The sequence below is a fragment of the Ferrimicrobium sp. genome (genome assembly GCF_027364955.1).
Lineage (GTDB): Bacteria > Actinomycetota > Acidimicrobiia > Acidimicrobiales > Acidimicrobiaceae > Ferrimicrobium.
On sequence record NZ_DAHXOI010000001.1, the window covers coordinates 17,713 to 35,014 of the forward strand.

Sequence of the window (17,302 nt, forward strand, 5' to 3'; positions counted from 1 at the left end):
AAGGTCACCAATGGCGATAGGTGTAGTTTGGGATATGTAATTGGGTGGCGAATGGCCATCTTGAATTTGGTTGAATTCGATGACGCCTGACCAACAGGAGCACGCAATCGGTGCGGAGCTTGACGCTTTTGAGCTCGAGCGTGCCTATGTCGAACGGGCGTACCGGACACTCGATGAGCTCAAGTCAAGGATCCAAGGATCTATGCATCAGGCCCTGGAGCTCCCCAGAGGGGGGACCCCCCAGGCGCGCCTTGAACGCGATGTGACGATCGAGACCTCCCTCACCCGCCTTGGACGGCTGGAGGTGGGTGCACACCCACTCCTCTTCGGGCGAATCGACCTCAACGATGCCGAGGGTTTAACGTCCTACCACATTGGACGCATTTCTCTCTCCGACGATACCGGTGACCCACTGGTGGTTGACTGGCGAGCACCAGTCGCCGAAGCATTTTATCGAGCGACTGCACTGCATCCGATGGGGTTGCAACGACGATGGCATCTCGCGATTGCACAGCGAAGCCTCGTCGGTCTGGAGTGTGAGGATCTGGTCGCCTCGGATCGAGGCGACCAGGAAGATGCGTTGGTCGGACGAGCATCGCTCTACTCTGCCCTTGAGCGCCCACGCACACTCGAGATGGCCAACATCGTCGAGACGATTCAGGCCGATCAAGATGAGCTGATTCGAAGGCCGCTGAATCGGACCATTGTGATCGAGGGATCGCCAGGAACTGGCAAGACGGCGGTGGCGCTGCACCGAGCAGCCTATCTCGTCTACACGTACCGATGGAGGCTAGAGCGCCAAGGTGTGCTAGTGCTCGGCCCCTCCGAGTCGTTTGTTCGTTACGTTCGTGCCGTCCTGCCTTCCTTGGGTGAGAGTGGCGTGGAGGTGCGATCCATCGCTGGGTTACGCGAACCGCGCATGAACTCGACTCCCACCCGTGACGCTTTCGTTGCGCGGTTGAAGGGTGATCCTCGCATGGCTCGTGTTCTGCGACAGGCGGTCAAGGACCGCGAGCGGCCACTAAAGCAGACCGCGAGCATACCCTTTGGGTCCAGAATTCTTATGGTGTCACCGGAACTCACACAGCGAGCGATCCTGGCTGGAACTGCGGCCAAGGGGCGTCATAACCAGCGGCGCAAAGCGGTTGAGGCCTACCTTGCGAGGGAACTGGCCATCGAATTTCTTCGTGGTGGACAACTCTCCATGAGTCCTGCTGATTTAAGCGAGAATGTCATCAACCTCTTCGACGATGACCTCGATCTTCCGTTGCGACTTCCCGAGGACACCGAGGAGGACATCATTGGTGATGTGGTCCTCCAGCTCCGCAGAGTAGAGCACTTTCAACGGATCGTTGAGCGGATTTGGCCGGCACTCAAGGCGGAGGAGCTTCTTTTTGATCTCTTTACCCATCGACCATTGTTGCAGCTCGCCGCGAGATCGATCCTTCGTGAGGATGAGGTGGCTGCCTTGTCACTACCACCCGATCTGGCTTTGACCGAGGTGCACTGGACCGACGAAGACATCATGCTTCTCGACGAGATTGACACGCTCGTTGGGGTACCTCAAGCCAAGATATTCGGTCATGTTATAGTTGATGAGGCTCAAGACATATCGCCTATGGCTGCGAGAGTGATCCGTCGACGCACTTCTAAGGACTCTCTTACGGTGCTCGGTGATCTTGCACAGGCGGTTGGCCCCTATCGCGGGAGATCGTGGCGGGAGGTGATGGGGCCTTTTGGGGTATCTGATTTTGAGCTCATACGACTCCCGATGAACTACCGTTCTCCACGGCTGCTTGCCAGGGTTGCTGACCGTCTTCGACGTCGTATACTGGGCGATCAGGCACTTCAGGAGGTCCCGGTCCGGGCGCTTGTCGGGACACTTGCGACCACTGTGATCGATCGCTCCAGCCTCGTTCAGCACCTCGAGGACCAGGTGCGTGTGTGGTTGGCCGAGGCCGAGGGTACGGTCGCGCTCGTCGTTCCAGATGAGGTCCCGGAGTTGCTCCAATTGATTTGCAATTGCAAAGTCGATGTCGCTAGAGTGTTCGTAGCTAGTGTGTCCGGGGTCAAAGGGATGGAGTTCGATTCAGTAGCGCTTGTTGGGTTCGACATACCGGAGGAGGGCGATCTTCTTCGGCGTTCGATGTATGTGGCTCTCACTCGCGCGACTCGTTCTGTCTCGATGGTTTTCCTCAACTCGATCCCTGGATGGGTCGAGTCCATGCTTGTGTGATGGAACGATAGGGTAGCGTCGGGATTGGTCTGACAGGGTTGGTCTGACAGGGTTGGTCGGACAAAGGAGTGCTGGGAGTGATGGGTAACAATGGCTGAGACGACTGTCGCAGCGCCGACGAGACGAGAACCGATCCGATTCTCAAAGCCATCCATACTCGGGTTAGGTACCATTGTCTGGCTTGGCTCAGAGCTGATGTTTTTCAGCGGTCTGTTTGCCGCCTATTTCACCATCCGTGCCCATGATGGTTCGCCTTGGCCACCAGCGGGAACCCACCTCGACACTGTGCAGGCGGGCATCTTCACCGCTATCTTGGTGATGTCGAGTGTGACGATGCAGAAGGCAGTTTTTGAGGCAGAACACGATCGCCCTAGGAGCGCGATGTGGTGGATCGTCCTGACCTTCATCATGGGAGGATCGTTCATTGCCAACCAAGCAGTTGAGTGGTCGACGTTGAAGTTTGGTCCGCAGACCAATGCCTATGGCTCATTGTTCTATGTCATGTCGGGAGTCCATGGTCTTCACGTGATTCTTGGTTTGGTGGCCATGTTGTTTCTTCTTTTTCGGCTCAAGGGCATCAAGGGTGGTTCCCGTCACTTACCAGGCTTGCAGGCACTGTCCTACTACTGGCACTTTGTTGACATTGTGTGGGTTGCGCTCTATGCCTGTCTGTTCCTGGTGCACTGAGTGCGCGGTATTTGAGGTGGTTGATGATGAGGGGTTGGTGTGGTGAACGATCACAAGATGCGTAAGAGCAAGAGGCGTTCTCAGCTCACGTGGGCTGTGGGTTCTGCGGTATCGGGTGCGGCGGTACTTGCGCTCGCTACTGTTGCGTTGTATCCCCATCAGGGGCATACCCAGGCGTTGACGAGTGCCAAGGTGGCGTCGCACGCCAAAGTTGGGGCCAAACCAGTGGCGCACGGCGCCTCTTCGCAGCAGCCGATCGTCTACAAGAATCCACCTAGAAGCCTGATTCCACAGGGTAGGGAGCTCTTTGCAGAGGATTGCCAGACCTGTCATGGTCCCGACGCTGAGGGTTCAGTGCGAGCTCCCAACCTACAAGGGCTTGGGGCCGCAACCGTCGATTTTTGGGTAGCGACCGGGCGCATGCCACTGGCAGATCCGACGGAGGAGGCCGAGATCAAGCCGCCGCGGTTGTCGCATGAGCAGCAGTTAGCGGTGTCGGCCTATGTCGCGTCGCTTGCCCCAGGGGGACCTGCGATCCCGTCCCCGAATCTCGGATTGGCGAACCTGTCAAAGGGAGAGTCACTCTTTGCGGAGAACTGCGCGGCGTGTCATACCATCACGGGAGCTGGTGATGCGCTGGCAAACAATATCTATGCACCTTCGCTATGGGCTGCAACGCCAACGGAAGTCGCCGAGGCCATACGCACGGGACCTGGTGATATGCCTCGGTTCGGTCCGGGCACCTTCTCGAACCAGGAGGTTGATGACATCGTTCGCTATGTCAACTACATCCAACACCCCGATGATCGTGGTGGCTTGGCACTTGGCGGTGTTGGTCCAGTGGCTGAAGGTTTTGTAGCCATCCTCATTGGATTGGGTTCGTTGATGGTAGCGGGTTATTGGATTGGAGGACGGGCGCAATGAGCGATACCCAACTCTTTGAGGGTGCCGGAGACCAGGAGATTCGGCGTCCTTTGATGGAGAAGGTGGTGGCGATTAGTTTTATCGTCTCCGTCATCGGGACCATTGGCCTTGGCGTGACCTATTGGGTCGGCGGCCAACCGCAGGTCGAAGGTGGGTTCCTCTTCCTCGCGCTCGGCGGCATTGGTGTCGGCATTGTCTCTTGGGGTAAGTATCTCGTCCCGCAGGGGCCCTACGTACAAGAGCGCCATGAGATGAAGAGCGCGCCCGAAGATCTGGATGCGATGCACGCATCGTTGTCACGAGGGCTGGGGCAAGTAGGTCGGAGAAAATTCCTGCTGCGCCTCCTCGGGGGAGCGGTGGGCGTCTTTGGTATTATCAACCTATTCCCTTTCCTTCGCTCGCTCGGACCGGTTCCCGGGAAGTCGCTCTTTGTGACTAACTGGAAGCACGGTTCGGAGCTTGTGACTGCTGATGGTCGAACGGTCTTAGCGAGTGATCTCGAGGTCGGTGGCGTGATGACCGTTTTCCCCAAGGGTTTCGAGGGTGAACCGTCAAACGCGATCGATCAGGTCATTTTGGTGCGGGCAGCTGATTACGACTTAGTGACTCGGCCGGGGAGAGAGACATGGGGGCCCCAGGGATACCTGGCATTCTCAAAGGTCTGTACTCATGCTGGCTGTCCGGTGGGACTATACCAAGAGCTAACCCAGCAACTCCTCTGCCCCTGTCACCAGAGCCTGTTCGACGTCCTCACTGGCGCGACAAATGTGTTTGGCCCGGCTCCGCGACCATTGCCGCAATTACCGCTCTATGTCGGCTCTGACGGTGTGTTGCGATCGCAGTCTGGCTTTGATGAACCGATTGGTCCTGGATTTTGGGAGCGTGGAGCGTGAGTACGCTAGAAGAAAGAGCGGTTGGGGCCGCTGACTTTGCTGATGAGCGCTTAGGGGTCGCGAAATTTGCACGCAGCTCGTTCAACAAGATCTTTCCTGATCATTGGTCGTTCATGTTGGGCGAGATCGCGATGTATTCCTTTGTTATCCTGATCTTTACTGGAGTATTCCTTACCCTGTTCTATGTGCCATCCCAGCATCTGATCACCTATCACGGATCCTACGCACCGCTACGCGGTCAGAAGATGTCAGAGGCCTATGCTTCGACACTGAATATCTCCTTCAACGTGCGTGCGGGTCTGGTCATGCGCCAGATCCACCACTGGGCAGCGGATGTCTTCATCGCCGCGATTGTGGTCCATCTGCTGAGGATCTTCTTTACCGGTTCTTACCGCAAGCCGCGCGAGCTGAACTGGATTATTGGGAGTTCTTTACTGATCCTCGCTATCGTGAATGGGTTTATCGGGTATTCACTACCGGATGACTTGATCTCTGGTACGGGTATTCGTATCGCGTTTTCTATTATTCTCTCGATCCCCGTGATCGGGAGCTATCTGGCCTTCTTTGTCTTCGGTTCGAACTTCCCAGGGACCTCCATCATTCCGAGGTTCTTCATTATTCACGTTTTGATCCTGCCTGCCATTATCGCAGCTCTGATTGGGGCGCATCTCGCCATTATGTGGCACCAGAAGCACACCCAGTACCCTGGGCGAGGACGAACGAACCGCAATGTCGTTGGTATCCCATTCTGGCCCGCCTACGCGCTCCAAGCCGGTGGTTTTTTCTTCATTACCTCAGCCGTGATCGCCGCGCTCGGTGGCTTTGTCCAGATCAACCCCATCTGGCTCTATGGGCCATATATTCCCTACAAGGTCTCTTACGCGGTACAGCCGGACTGGTACATGGGTTGGCTCGATGGCGCGTTGCGCTTGATGCCGAGTTGGGAGGCGGTCTTTGGGCCAACCTACGGGGGGCATATGATCCCGAATGTCTTCTTCCCAGCGGTCCTGCTCCCGGGAGTCACCTTTGGTTTGTTGTTTGCATGGCCGTGGATTGAGAAGAGATTCACCAAGGATGATCGTGAGCACAACATCTGTGATCGTCCAAGAGAACATCCCGTACGGACCTCGGTTGGTGTTGGTATCTTGATGTTCTACATCGTGTTGTTCTTAGCGAGCGCTACTGATGTTCTGGCGAACACCTTCCAGACTTCACTGAATTTGGTACTGTGGACTCTACGCATCATGCTCTTTGTGCTCCCGTTGGTAGCTGGTCTCGTCACCTACCTCCTGCTGCGAGAGATGGCGGCGATCCCGACGATTGGTGATCCCAAGATTCCTGTAGAGATTCGGCGTGATTTCGATGGATCGTTTACCTTGGCTGAACTGAGTATCCACGGAGAGGAGGAGGAGATCCGAGAACTGCCTGAAGAGGTCGCTTACCGTAGCTTGGTGGGTGGCAACGGTCATTCGATGAGTTCTCAGGATGCAGCCCCAGGGGATAGCTCGGCGGAGGCGTCTGGGATCGAAGATGACCATGGTGTCTTCGAGGTTCCGAGGGATTGAGGTGAAGTGTGGATAGGACTAATCAGCAGGGATTGATGCAACGTGTTTTCCACGGTCGTCTTCTACAAGGTGGCAGTGTGTCAAGAGTGATGAGGCGGCTTGCACCGCTCGTAGGCGTCCTGGGTGCAGGGCTGACGTTGTCCGCGTGCAACCTCCCAAGCTTTGGTGCCTTCAAGGGCAACACGGTGCAAGGGAATAGCACCTATCATCTCTTTCAAGGTTTCTTTGTGGCTTCGATCTTTGTGGGTGGCATCACCTTCATTCTCTTGGCATTAGCGATTATTCGTTTTCGTCGCAAGGGAGAATCGATTATCCCTAAACAGATTCATGGCAACACCAAGCTTGAGGTGTTTTATACAGTCGTTCCTGTGCTCATTGTGGCCGTGCTCTACTTTTTCACGGTTCGCGTTGAGAACAAGGTGGATACGGTTGCTCGTAACCCGAATCTGCGCGTCGATGTGACCGGGTTTCAATGGGGTTGGAAGTTCTACTACCCAAAGTATGGGGTGACGACCATCACCAAGGGTGTCGACCTGTATCCAACGCTCGAGTTGCCGGTCGGCGAGACCGCTACGTTCCGGTTGGTCTCCAACGATGTGGTCCATGGGTTTTATATGCCTGAGTTTGATTTCTCAAGGTATGCACTCCCGGGCGTCACCAACTATTTCGACTTCACACCTCAACACACGGCGAACTTCCTTGGGCGCTGTTCTCAGTTCTGCGGTCTGTACCATGCCGATATGTTGTTCTATGTTCATGTGGTCTCCCCGAGTCAGTTCCAGTCGTGGATCCATGCTCACCAGGGAGCTTGAGATGAGTTATTACTGCGAGATAAAGGTTAAGGTGGAACAATGACGATTCTTCAGGAGCCGCAGGTTCAAACTGGAGCTGTTCTGCACGAGCAGAAGGTTCCAGGTGGGTTCTATAAGTGGATCACGTCCGTTGATCACAAGGTCATCGGCAAGAACTACATGTATACGGCGTTGACCTTTATGTTCATCGCTGGTGCGATGGCTCTGTTGATACGCACCCAACTCTTTAATCCGAATGGTCATGTAGTCTCACTGCAGACCTACAACGAGCTGTTTACGATCCATGGGTCGATGATGCTGTACCTGTTTGCAGGGCCTTTTGCCTTCGGTGGATTCGCAAACTTCATCGTTCCTCTCCAGATTGGGGCGCCAGATATGGCGTTCCCGCGGCTGAACAACCTCTCGTATTGGCTCTTCCTCCTAGGTGGCGTCACGATGTTGTTTGGCTTCTTCACCGCATCGGGCGCGGCGGCTTTTGGATGGGTCGCCTATGCGCCGCTCTCGACGGCGCCATACTCTCCTGGTCCTGGTCCCGATCTCTGGATCGTCTCGATCGCGATGGTCGGTTTCTCGGGTATCTTTACGGCTGTCAACTTGGTGACCACCATCTTCTACCTGCGTGCACCGGGTATGACGATGTTCCGTATGCCGTTGTTTACTTGGAGCATGCTTGTCACCGGAGTGCTTATCTTGATCGCCTTCCCGGTGTTGACCGCGGCTTTGGTACTGCTGTATGCGGATCGACACTTTGGAGCGCATTTCTTTAGTGTTGCAGGGGGTGGAGTACCGGTTATGTGGCAGAATCTGTTCTGGTTCTTTGGCCACCCGGAAGTCTATATTCTTGCGCTTCCCTTCTTCGGCATCGTATCCGAATTGATTCCCGTTTTCTCCCGTAAGCCCATCTTCGGTTACAAAGGGATGATCTTCTCGATCCTGGCTATAGCTGGTCTCTCCACTGGCGTTTGGGCGCACCACATGTTCACTACCGGTACCGTGTTGTTACCGTTCTTCTCCGCGATGTCGCTTCTGATTGCAGTTCCAACTGGCATCAAGATTTTCAGTTGGATCGCCACCATGTGGGGTGGGCAGATCAAGTTCAACACCTCAATGTTGTTCGCGGTCGGTTTCATCTTTGCCTTCGTGATGGGCGGGATCACTGGAGTGATGTTGGCATCGCCGCCGATTGACTTCTACACCCATGATACGTATTTTGTTGTTGCGCACTTCCATCAGGTGTTGATCGCGACCACGGTGTTTGCCGGTTTCGCTGGCATTTATTACTGGTACCCCAAGCTGACCGGCCGGTTTATGCATGAGGGGCTCGGCAAGTGGAACTTCTGGGTGACCTTCATCGGATTCTGGATAACGTTCATGCCGCAGTATTTACTCGGGCTACGTGGTATGCCGCGTCGTATCGCTATCTACTCTCCCACTGATGGCTTCACCTTCCTGAATCGGATGTCGACGGTAGGGTCATACATGATGGGGATTGGTATGTTCCTGTTCTTACTGAACTTCATCGTTTCCTGGCGCCGCCCCCGCCCTGCCGGAGATAACCCTTGGGATGGCTTTACGCTGGAGTGGGCGACAAGCTCTCCGCCGCCCCCGCACAACTTCCACTCTCTTCCTCCCATTCGGTCGGCTCGTCCGACGTGGGATATGAATCATCCCGATCACGCTGATGCAGTTCCAGTCCTTACAGGAGGTGACGAAAGTGCGGAATGAGTCGCGAGTCTATCTCGGTATTGGTAGCTTCTTTGTTGTTGTTCTGATCATCTATTTCCTATGGAGCCATGAATCAACTGGTTCTGTGCTGCTCTTGGCGAGTGCCGGTCTCGGTCTGATGCCTGGTCTTTATTTGGGCTGGTGGTCCCGTAGGATGCAGCCACGACTTGAGGATACCGAGGTTGAACCAAAGGATATCACTGGGGTGATCGGTCAGTTTCCCGAGAACACGATTTTCCCGTTTACGCTCGGGGTTGGTGTCTGGCTGGTTGGGTTGGCCTTCGTCTTCGGGCTGTGGTTCGCCATCATCGGCATGGGTTTTGTCTTCGGTGCTGCAATCGGGGCGACACAGGAGTCCAAACGGGCGTCCTACTCCGAAGTGGAGAATGTGCACCATTCCTGAGGCTCTGTTGCTCCTTCCTGGGCGACTGGTTTCATGAACGCTCGTCTTTGCCAGGATCGGGTTCACTCTGCCGCTCCTGCCTCAGATAGGCAATAGCGCAACTCTGTGGTAGCGTCGTGCTAGGTGGCGGCTCGGGCTAGTGCGCCGGGGTCCGGTTGCTTAGCCGTTGGCCACGGTCAATGGCGAGATGGAGTCAGGCCTCTATATTCCCTGCGTCAATCTCGGTAGTTGGGGCGCAATTCACGCGATTGGTGGCGCTGTTGCGGGAGTTGTGCCGTTCCCTCACCGCTAGGGGCTACCGTAGGTGCACGACATGTCGTCGTGAGGGACGTGTAACGTAGCACGAACCCGTCGAATTGGTGGCCTGCGCTACGCGTGAGTTTGTTGGAAGGCACTGGCGTGTCATGCTTCGGGTCGCCACGGGGCTGTGACGGGTGCCGAGGTCATCGTGGGCTCTTGGAAGAGGCCGACGAAGGTACGATTGTCGGGTAGTGGTCGTGTAGATGAAAACCACGAAGGAGAAATACTCGGTTGCAGTTGCGGGAGTCCAAGACTGCCATGATTGAGTGGGTTGTCTCCCATGGCACTCAGGATCGGTAGGACGTCGGCGCCTCCAGGGATGCTCGGTGCGTTACCGCCCGTGCGGTATCGCTGCATCCCCGGGACTCCGGTGTGTTCACAGCGGGAGAGGATTGGATAACGTTCCGGTGTGGAGCGAGCTATTCTGGGTTGTTGCTCTCGTCGGGCTTTGTTGCCTCGGCACGTGGCTGCTCGTCGGGCTTGTCCGCAGTGGAGCGGGCGCCTTCGTCGACGCCTTTCTTGAACTCAGAGGTCGCTGACCCAATCGAACGAGCGAGACCGGGAAGCCGCTTACCTCCAAAGATGAGGAGGAGCACGACGACGACAACAATGAGGTCGGTAGGACTGAATATATCTGCTAGTAACATGGTACTCCTTCGGTACTTCTCCATTAACTTAGCACGAGAGGTTAGGAAAAGTGAACTTTCTCGTCTCCCGGCTATTATCTGTTCCTTCGTTGCTGGCGCTGGTTCTGGTTTTCGCCTTTCCCGCATTGGAAGCCTCTATTTTCTTGGGTTTCATCTTCCCTGGTGAGACCGCTGTCGTGTTTGGGGGCGTCTTAGCTGCTGAGGGTCGATTCCCGGTATGGCTCGTAGGCGGGATTGCGGCTGCGGGTGCAATTATTGGTGATTCGGTTGGCTATTGGGTAGGTGCTCGGTACGGGCCACGGGTGATGAAGAAGATTCCACGCCGACTCTTAAAGCCGGAGTCGCTTGACAAGGCTATTGATCTGTTGCGTCGACGGGGGGGGCTTGGCGTGTTTGTTGGCCGGTTTACGACGGTGCTTCGCGTGTTGATTCCAGGAGCTGCGGGGATTGCCGAGATGCGCTACCGGCGGTTCCTTGTCTTTAATGCGCTCGGCGGCATCTGTTGGGCTGGCCTCTACACAGGGCTCGGTTATGTCGCAGGAGCGAACTATGCATCCGTTCTCAAGGATGCAAGCCTAACGAGTGAGATTGTGTTGGCGCTAGTGGTCGTCTTGTTCTTCGGTGTCGGGTTATACCGACACTTTGGTCCGTCCCTGCGTAAGCCAAAGCCGGCTACAGAGGATTGATATGTGCCGTTTTGGGAGTGTGAGAGTGGTTGGAAACCTCAGATCTCCCTCCTACGACGAAGTCGCTCGGTGAGGAAGGGGATGGTGAGTGTCCTCGTGGCGTGCAGCTGGGCGATTGGCGATACCCGTAGGCCGCGAAAGGCAATCTTGACGAGGAGCGATAGGTCACGTTGCAACAGCGCAGCGACCAACATCCGTTGGACGTGCCAGGCGATGATGCGTTCGCGGTCGGTAGGGTCAAGGAGCGCCATGGCGTCAGTGGTGTGGATCATCCGTTCCAGAGTTGCCCAGAAGCGATGTAGGTCCTTAGAGACGCCGTCAGGTGAATCACGGTAGAGAACGAATTCCTGTTCAAGAACGGCCAAGGTGCCCTTCTTGGCACAGGCAATCCAGAACGCCCAGTCTTCGACGGTATCGAGTTTGGAGTCAAACCCGCCGACCTCGGCTGCGAGCTGGCTGCGCATGAGGACTGTTGATGTTTGGAATTGATTCATCAAGGTGAGGTCTCGGTAGCTCAACCAACGAAGCGACCAGTCCTGGCGCGGTATGGGAGACGTCCGCGACCAGCGAGTGGCGACGAGGTCGAGCTGTGGGTGTTGCTCCAGAAGCCTGATCTGGCGCTCCAGCTTCGTCGGATGCCAGACGTCATCGTCGTCGAGGAATGCGATAACGTCGCCATTGACATGAGCTAAACCCGCGTTACGCGCCGCGGAAACGCCCTGGTTACGCTGCTCGATGATCGTTGCTGCAGGGATGACGCTGCGCGCAATCGCTACGGAATCATCGGTGGAGCCATCATCGACGATGATGATCTCATGCGGTGGGGTTGACTGTGCTGTTACGCTCTCCAGAGCAGCGGCAAGGGTGGTGCGGGCGTTGTAGCAGGTGACGATGACTGAGATTTGCATTGACTCCCAGGATTCTGTTGATGGTTGCGGCTGCTAGCCTAGCATCTCATGAGTGACGGCTTTTCGGCGAGACGATCTTATTGCCTGGACTAGCGGAGCTCGCTGGGCTGTTGCCCTCGGCGCAGCTGATTGGCGAATCGGTGTTGTTGACGGATCTGACGCTTGACTCGCGGGCGGTTCGCCCTGGGTCGCTATTCTGCGCAACACGGGGCAGCCGTTATGACGGGCATATCTTCATCGATGATGCTATCGAGGCCGGTGCGGCGGCGGTGATGGTCGCGCATCCAGTCAACGTGAAGGTTCCCCAACTCATCGTCCCATCGGTGCGTCACGCGATCGGCCGTGTTGCGAGTTATTTTTTCGGTGAGCCGTCGAAGTCCCTAGAGGTGATTGGCATCACGGGCACCAACGGGAAGACGACCACCTCGTACCTGATCGAGTCGGTGTTGAATGGGACCGACCGCAGCGTTGGTCTCATCGGAACGATCGAATCGAGATTTGCCGGGCTCAATCGGCCGAGCATCTATACGACACCGGAGGCCCCTGACCTGCACCGTCTCTTGGCCGACATGCTCCACGATGGAACGCAGTCCGTCGTCATGGAGGTCTCGTCGCATGGTATCGACCAGCATCGAATTGATTCGATGCGTTTTGAGGTGGCCGTGTTCACGAATCTGTCGCCCGAACATCTCGACTATCACGGCACGATGGAGCAGTACTATTACACCAAGGCGCGCCTGTTCGTGCCGGCCCTTACCAATGTCGCTGTCATCGGTACGGATACCGAGTGGGGGCGTCGGCTAGCCAGTCAAGTGGCGGTTGAACATGTGACCTACGGGCCGGGACCAAGCAATGATTTTGTCGTCTCAGATATTGAGCTCCTTCCGATTGGCACTCGTTTTCTCCTCCGCCACCATGGACAGACAACCCAGCTGACGGTACCAATTCTTGGCGCACACAATGCGTACAACGCAGCAGCGGCAGCAGCAGTGGGCTTTATCCTGGGGGTGGACCAAGACGTTGTCTATGCGGGCATAGAGAATTGTCATGCGGTGGCTGGCCGTTTTGAGTCGATCACGATGGGGCAGGATTTTCAGGTCGTGGTGGACTACGCGCATACCCCAGATGCGATCCGATCGCTTATCGAGACGGTCAGGCTTCAGTCCTCGGTCGGCAAAGTCATCTTGGTGGCAGGGGCTCGCGGACGACGCGATCGACTCAAGCGCCCAGAGCTCGGCCGCGCTGCGGCGACGAGCGATCTTGCGATCCTGACGGCAGATAACCCAGGTGATGAAGAGCCTGCTGAGATTGTCGCTCAGTTATTGGCTGGCACCCTCGACGTCGCCACCTCTCGTATTGTGGTCGAACTAGATAGGCGTAGGGCGATCGAGCTCGCTATTGACGAGGCTGAACCGGGAGACACGGTGCTCATTGTGGGTAGAGGGCATGAACAGAGCTTGAGAGTTGGACCTGCGGTTGTCTATCTAGACGATCGCGAGGTTGCGCGGTCGGCGTTGATCGCCCGCAGTAGCCGCTGAGACCTACACCCTCTTCCGGTAGATATTGACCGAAAGCGGAATCATGATGATCAAGAGGCCGATGCACCAGATGATCGCGGTGATGGTCAAATCACCGGTGGTGGACTGGGCTGCACGGGCTGCGACCGGGCCGTCCATGAGGCTCCTTGCGGCATTGACCGCCACGCTCAGCGGTTGGTGATTGGCAAAGCCACGCAGCCATGAAGGCATACTCTCCACGGGCACGAAGGCAGATGAGGCGAAGGTCAGTGGGAAGAGCAAGGGGAAGGCCATCACCTGCGCGGTTTCACTGTTAGGCGCGGCCAGACCGATCAAAGCAAAGAACCACGAAAGCGCATAGGCAAAGAGGAGAGCGATGCCGATTCCCGCGAAAAACTCCCCGACGTTGGTTCCGATGCGAAAGCCGACTAAGAAACCGACGATCACCATGATGACGATCACCACCAGGTTGCGGATGAGATCGGCGATGGTTCTTCCCGCCAAAACCGCTGAGCGTGTCATGGGAAGGGCATGGAAGCGTTCAATGAGCCCTTTCTGGAGGTCCTCGGCCAAGCCGACGCCGGTCTGGACAGAGCCAAAGGCGATCGTCTGGATGAAGATCCCTGGCATCAGATAGTTGACGTAGCTCAGACCAAGCTTGGAGGTCTCTGACCCGATGGCACCTCCGAAGACGTAGCGGAAGAGCAGTACGAACATCACTGGTTGGATCGTGGAGAAGACCAACGACTGGGGTATGCGGACATAGTTCAGGAGATTGCGCTTGGTGATCGTGAGGGCATCAGCCACCATCCAATAGAGACGAGAGCGGTGCGGACTGGTCGTAAGTTCTGCGAGTGCCATGGGCCTATCCTTCCATTGTCGCTGGTTGTTCGGTGAGCGCGAGAAAGACATCGTCGAGGCTCGGTTCGCGAAGGTTGATTCTGGTTGGGTTGATCTTTTCGTTGAGCAGACGCTCAAGCACCAGTGCGGTGGTCGCTGCGCCATCAGCCACAGGAATCTCTAAGCGATTCTCAACCTGTTGTACGGCCGCTGAGGCCAGCGGGTTGACGGCCGCCTTGGCTTTGTCAGTGACCTCTTCGTCCTTGAAGGAAAGTTCCAGCACCGTTGCTCCAAAGTTCGCTTTGAGCTGATCTGGCGTGCCCTCGGCGATCACGAGACCATGATCGACGACAGCGATCCGCGATGCCAGTCGATCCGCCTCCTCAAGGTATTGCGTGGTCAGCAGTACGGTCGTTCCATTCACCAGGAGTTTTTCGATGATCTCCCAAAGGTCGTTACGACTTTTGGGATCGAGGCCGGTGGTAGGTTCATCGAGGAACAAGACCGGAGGCTGTGCGACGAGGGCCGCAGCGAGGTCAAGGCGCCGTCGCATCCCTCCTGAGTAAGTACTGAGCACACGTTTGGCTGCGTACTCAAGGCCAAAGTCATGGAGGAGCTCAGCGGAACGGTCCCTTGCAACTTGTTTCGGGAGGTGGTTGAGCCGACTAATCATGAAGAGATTCTCTTCACCCGTTAGCCGTTCGTCGACTGCCGCAGCCTGACCCGCAAGACCGAGGTGTTCACGGACCTGTTGGGGGGATTTGGTGACGTCGATGCCCATAATGGTCGCCTGGCCATTGTCGGGAGGGATGATGGTGGTGAGAATCCTGACGATGGTCGTCTTCCCAGCCCCGTTAGGGCCGAGTAGACCAAAAACGGTTCCAGCCTCCACCTGAAAGCTCACATCCTCCAGAGCGGTAACGCCTCCTTTGAACGTTTTGCGCAGGTTGCGCACCTCGATGGCTAGGGTCATCTCACCTCCGATGGACTCGATCAAATATCGTGTTGTTTGGGGACTCGGCCGACGAAGACGTCGTTGTTCCGTGCTCGCTGTCCTCAGGCTAGTTGTTTCTCTACAGATCTTCCTATCTCAACATAGGAATAATGCCTGATTAATCCCGACAGCAGGGGATAAGTTCGTGTCAGGCCCCATGCTTGCAGCAGACCCTGAGGCCGAGGTTGTCCTGGCCTCAAACAGTTAGCAGGAGCGTCAGGTACCTCACTGGCTTACTTTACCGTCCCTGGGCGGCCGTCTTTGCCCTACTGTTCTTTGGTGGGCTCGTCAGAGCCGGGTCTCTCGGCGTATCGAGACATGGACCGAGCGCCCCCGGTAGGATTCGAACCTACGCACCCGGCTCCGGAGGCCGATGCTCTATCCCCTGAGCTACGGGGGCTCAATCAGGCGAACACGAGTCTAGCGTTCTCTCAGGTCCAAGACGCCGAGTGCATTGTCTGCGCTGGTAGCGCTGATATGCTTTGCTCAAAGCTCTTCGTTGCCCGGCGATAGCTGTATTCGATACGTGAAGGAGTGGACAGTGGCGATTGCAGACCGGCTGTTAACGTTGGTGCATACCACTGCACAGGATAGTTTTGCGACACTTCAGGCTGATCCTACACCGTTGCAGGCGGTTGCGATTGATGAACCAGCGATCCCTGATCATGGCGATTATGCGACAAATGCAGCGATGGTGCTCGCAAAGACACTGGGAGCGCCGCCTCGGATCATCGCTGAGCAGCTCGCCGAGCGACTTCGTGCCGATGCAATGGTGGATCGGGTGACCGTCGCTGGTCCTGGCTTCTTGAACTTTTGGATCGCTCCCGAGGCGTTGGGCCGAGAGATTACGGCACTGCTTGACGAAAAGGTTGAGTACTTTCGCCCTGATCTAGGCCACGGCGTCACCGCCCAGGTCGAGTTCGTGTCGGCGAACCCTACTGGTCCGCTCCATGTTGGCAATGGTTGGCTTGCGACCTACGGTGATGCGCTGAGTCGGCTGCTCGAATTTGTGAACTATCGGGTGACTCGAGAGTACTACGTGAACGATACCGGGGGGCAGATTCGACAGCTTGGTGCCTCTATCATTGCGGTCCGGCGTGGAGACGAGGTACCTGAAGGTGGATATCAGGGCGCGTATATCTCTGATCTGGCGCTGCGTTATCAGGGCGCAGATGATGTGGTGGAGGCTGGTAGCTGGGCTGTCCCGATCATCCTGGAATTGGTCCGAGCAACGCTTGGTTCACTCGGCATCGAGATGGATAGTTGGTTTTCGCAGGCTTCGATCGAGGAGTCGGGGGATGTCGCCGAGGTGGTGGCCAAGTTGGATGCCCAAGGAGCGACCTATGAGCGTGACGGCGCGCTCTGGTTCGCCTCTGAGCGCTTTGGTGATAGCCGTGACCGGGTGATGCGCAAGTCTAACGGAGACTTCACCTACCTTGCCGGAGATATCGCCTATCACTACAACAAGCTTGTAGTCCGATCGTTTGCGCTGGTGATCGACGTTCTGGGGGCCGATCATCATGGTCAAGTTGCCTCCATGATGGCTGCGGTGCGCGCGCTCGGCATCGATGAACATCGGTTGGAGATCAAACTTGGTCAGATGGTATCCCTGCTCGAACAGGGCCAAGCGGTGAAGTTCTCCAAGCGCGCTGGAACGGCGATTCCACTCGACTGGCTGATCCAAGAGTTGGGCCGTGATGCAACGCGGCTGCTGATCCTCTCTAGCTCCATCGATCGCGCCTCGCAGATCGACTTGGTGCAGGCAAAAGCGCAGTCGATGGAGAACCCGGTCTATTACATACAGTACGCCTATGCCCGCATCTCGGCATTGCTGCGCAACGTGGTGAGTCGTGGTGTGAACATTGAAACCAGTTCGCCTGAAGCACTGGCTGGTCTAAGCCATCCTCGTGAGGTAGCCCTGATGAAGGATCTGTTGCGGTTGGAATCGGTGATCACACGTGCTGCACACGAGCGGGCTCCCCATAAGATCGTCGGCTGGCTCATGCAGGCGGCCGCTGATTTTCATGGGTTCTACCATGACTGTCCAGTACTCACGGCTGAGCCTGCCGTGCGCGACGCTCGACTGACCTTGGCAACAGCCACACAACTCGCGTTAGGGGTTGCGCTTGAACTGCTCGGGGTAACGCCCCTTGAGGAGATGTGAG

Annotated in this window: 15 protein-coding genes and 1 tRNA gene; 11 read left to right on the plus strand and 5 right to left on the minus strand. The window is 56.5% G+C overall.

The annotated features are described in order from the left end of the window. Positions 1-79: 79 nt before the first annotated feature. The 8 genes from M7Q83_RS00100 to M7Q83_RS00135 all read left to right on the plus strand — a co-directional run bounded on the left by M7Q83_RS00100 (position 80) and on the right by M7Q83_RS00135 (position 9,245). A complete protein-coding gene (locus M7Q83_RS00100; RefSeq protein WP_298334096.1) occupies positions 80-2,236 on the plus strand; it encodes an AAA family ATPase in 2,157 nt (718 codons plus the stop codon). Positions 2,237-2,326: 90 nt separating this feature from the next. Then, the gene (locus tag M7Q83_RS00105) at positions 2,327-2,923 is read left to right on the plus strand and encodes a cytochrome c oxidase subunit 3 (RefSeq protein WP_298334099.1); all 597 of its coding nucleotides are present in this window, start codon (positions 2,327-2,329) and stop codon (positions 2,921-2,923) included. Between the two features lie 57 nt (positions 2,924-2,980). Continuing rightward, a complete protein-coding gene (locus tag M7Q83_RS00110; protein ID WP_298334102.1) occupies positions 2,981-3,847 on the plus strand; it encodes a c-type cytochrome in 867 nt (288 codons plus the stop codon). Further along, positions 3,844-4,740, plus strand: coding sequence for a ubiquinol-cytochrome c reductase iron-sulfur subunit (locus M7Q83_RS00115; protein WP_298334105.1), 897 nt, complete (start codon positions 3,844-3,846; stop codon positions 4,738-4,740). The genes M7Q83_RS00110 and M7Q83_RS00115 overlap by 4 nt, the downstream gene beginning before the upstream one ends. Beyond that, positions 4,737-6,305: a ubiquinol-cytochrome c reductase cytochrome b subunit gene (locus M7Q83_RS00120; protein ID WP_298334108.1), complete on the plus strand. Its 1,569-nt coding sequence runs from the start codon at positions 4,737-4,739 to the stop codon at positions 6,303-6,305. Before M7Q83_RS00115 ends, M7Q83_RS00120 begins: the two co-directional genes overlap by 4 nt. Before the next feature lie 77 nt (positions 6,306-6,382). After that, entirely contained in the window at positions 6,383-7,117 is a 735-nt protein-coding gene (locus tag M7Q83_RS00125) for a cytochrome c oxidase subunit II (protein WP_298334111.1), read from the plus strand. Positions 7,118-7,156: 39 nt separating this feature from the next. Further along, positions 7,157-8,842, plus strand: coding sequence for a cytochrome c oxidase subunit I (gene ctaD / locus M7Q83_RS00130; protein WP_298334113.1), 1,686 nt, complete (start codon positions 7,157-7,159; stop codon positions 8,840-8,842). Beyond that, entirely contained in the window at positions 8,832-9,245 is a 414-nt protein-coding gene (locus tag M7Q83_RS00135) for a cytochrome c oxidase subunit 4 (RefSeq protein WP_298334116.1), read from the plus strand. Before ctaD ends, M7Q83_RS00135 begins: the two co-directional genes overlap by 11 nt. Positions 9,246-9,964: 719 nt before the next feature. On the opposite strand, the gene tatA is transcribed toward M7Q83_RS00135, so the two are convergent. Further along, complete coding sequence (gene tatA, locus M7Q83_RS00140) at positions 9,965-10,192, minus strand: twin-arginine translocase TatA/TatE family subunit (protein WP_298334119.1); 228 nt, start codon at positions 10,190-10,192, stop codon at positions 9,965-9,967. 50 nt (positions 10,193-10,242) lie between these two features. Here tatA and M7Q83_RS00145 point away from each other — a divergent pair, with 50 nt between their 5' ends. Continuing rightward, positions 10,243-10,878, plus strand: a complete 636-nt coding sequence (locus M7Q83_RS00145) for a DedA family protein (protein ID WP_298334122.1) — start codon at positions 10,243-10,245, stop codon at positions 10,876-10,878. Between the two features lie 38 nt (positions 10,879-10,916). Here the strand turns inward: M7Q83_RS00145 and M7Q83_RS00150 are convergent, their stop codons facing one another. After that, positions 10,917-11,786: a glycosyltransferase family A protein gene (locus M7Q83_RS00150; protein ID WP_298334125.1), complete on the minus strand. Its 870-nt coding sequence runs from the start codon at positions 11,784-11,786 to the stop codon at positions 10,917-10,919. An 80-nt stretch (positions 11,787-11,866) separates the two neighbouring features. On the opposite strand from M7Q83_RS00150, the gene M7Q83_RS00155 reads away from it, so the two are divergent. Further along, on the plus strand, positions 11,867-13,324 hold the full coding sequence (locus M7Q83_RS00155) for a UDP-N-acetylmuramoyl-L-alanyl-D-glutamate--2,6-diaminopimelate ligase (RefSeq protein ID WP_298334128.1): 1,458 nt from the start codon (positions 11,867-11,869) through the stop codon (positions 13,322-13,324). Positions 13,325-13,327: 3 nt separating this feature from the next. On the opposite strand, the gene M7Q83_RS00160 is transcribed toward M7Q83_RS00155, so the two are convergent. From M7Q83_RS00160 to M7Q83_RS00170, 3 genes are all read right to left on the minus strand, one after another. Further along, entirely contained in the window at positions 13,328-14,164 is an 837-nt protein-coding gene (locus tag M7Q83_RS00160; protein WP_298334131.1) for an ABC transporter permease, read from the minus strand. A 4-nt stretch (positions 14,165-14,168) separates the two neighbouring features. Beyond that, complete coding sequence (locus tag M7Q83_RS00165; RefSeq protein WP_298334134.1) at positions 14,169-15,116, minus strand: ATP-binding cassette domain-containing protein; 948 nt, start codon at positions 15,114-15,116, stop codon at positions 14,169-14,171. Positions 15,117-15,465: 349 nt separating this feature from the next. Then, positions 15,466-15,537: transfer RNA gene (locus M7Q83_RS00170), tRNA-Arg, on the minus strand. A 141-nt stretch (positions 15,538-15,678) separates the two neighbouring features. Here M7Q83_RS00170 and argS point away from each other — a divergent pair. Beyond that, positions 15,679-17,301: an arginine--tRNA ligase gene (argS, locus tag M7Q83_RS00175; RefSeq protein WP_298334138.1), complete on the plus strand. Its 1,623-nt coding sequence runs from the start codon at positions 15,679-15,681 to the stop codon at positions 17,299-17,301. The last annotated feature ends 1 nt before the right edge of the window (position 17,302 follow it).

Coding starts and splice junctions, on each gene's coding strand:
- M7Q83_RS00100 (WP_298334096.1), top strand. CDS start 80: ATGACGCCTGACCAACAGGAGCACGCAATCGGTGCGGAGCTTGACGCT.
- M7Q83_RS00105 (WP_298334099.1), top strand. CDS start 2,327: ATGGCTGAGACGACTGTCGCAGCGCCGACGAGACGAGAACCGATCCGA.
- M7Q83_RS00110 (WP_298334102.1), top strand. CDS start 2,981: ATGCGTAAGAGCAAGAGGCGTTCTCAGCTCACGTGGGCTGTGGGTTCT.
- M7Q83_RS00115 (WP_298334105.1), top strand. CDS start 3,844: ATGAGCGATACCCAACTCTTTGAGGGTGCCGGAGACCAGGAGATTCGG.
- ctaD (WP_298334113.1), top strand. CDS start 7,157: ATGACGATTCTTCAGGAGCCGCAGGTTCAAACTGGAGCTGTTCTGCAC.
- tatA (WP_298334119.1), bottom strand. CDS start 10,192: ATGTTACTAGCAGATATATTCAGTCCTACCGACCTCATTGTTGTCGTC.
- M7Q83_RS00150 (WP_298334125.1), bottom strand. CDS start 11,786: ATGCAAATCTCAGTCATCGTCACCTGCTACAACGCCCGCACCACCCTT.
- M7Q83_RS00160 (WP_298334131.1), bottom strand. CDS start 14,164: ATGGCACTCGCAGAACTTACGACCAGTCCGCACCGCTCTCGTCTCTAT.
- M7Q83_RS00165 (WP_298334134.1), bottom strand. CDS start 15,116: ATGACCCTAGCCATCGAGGTGCGCAACCTGCGCAAAACGTTCAAAGGA.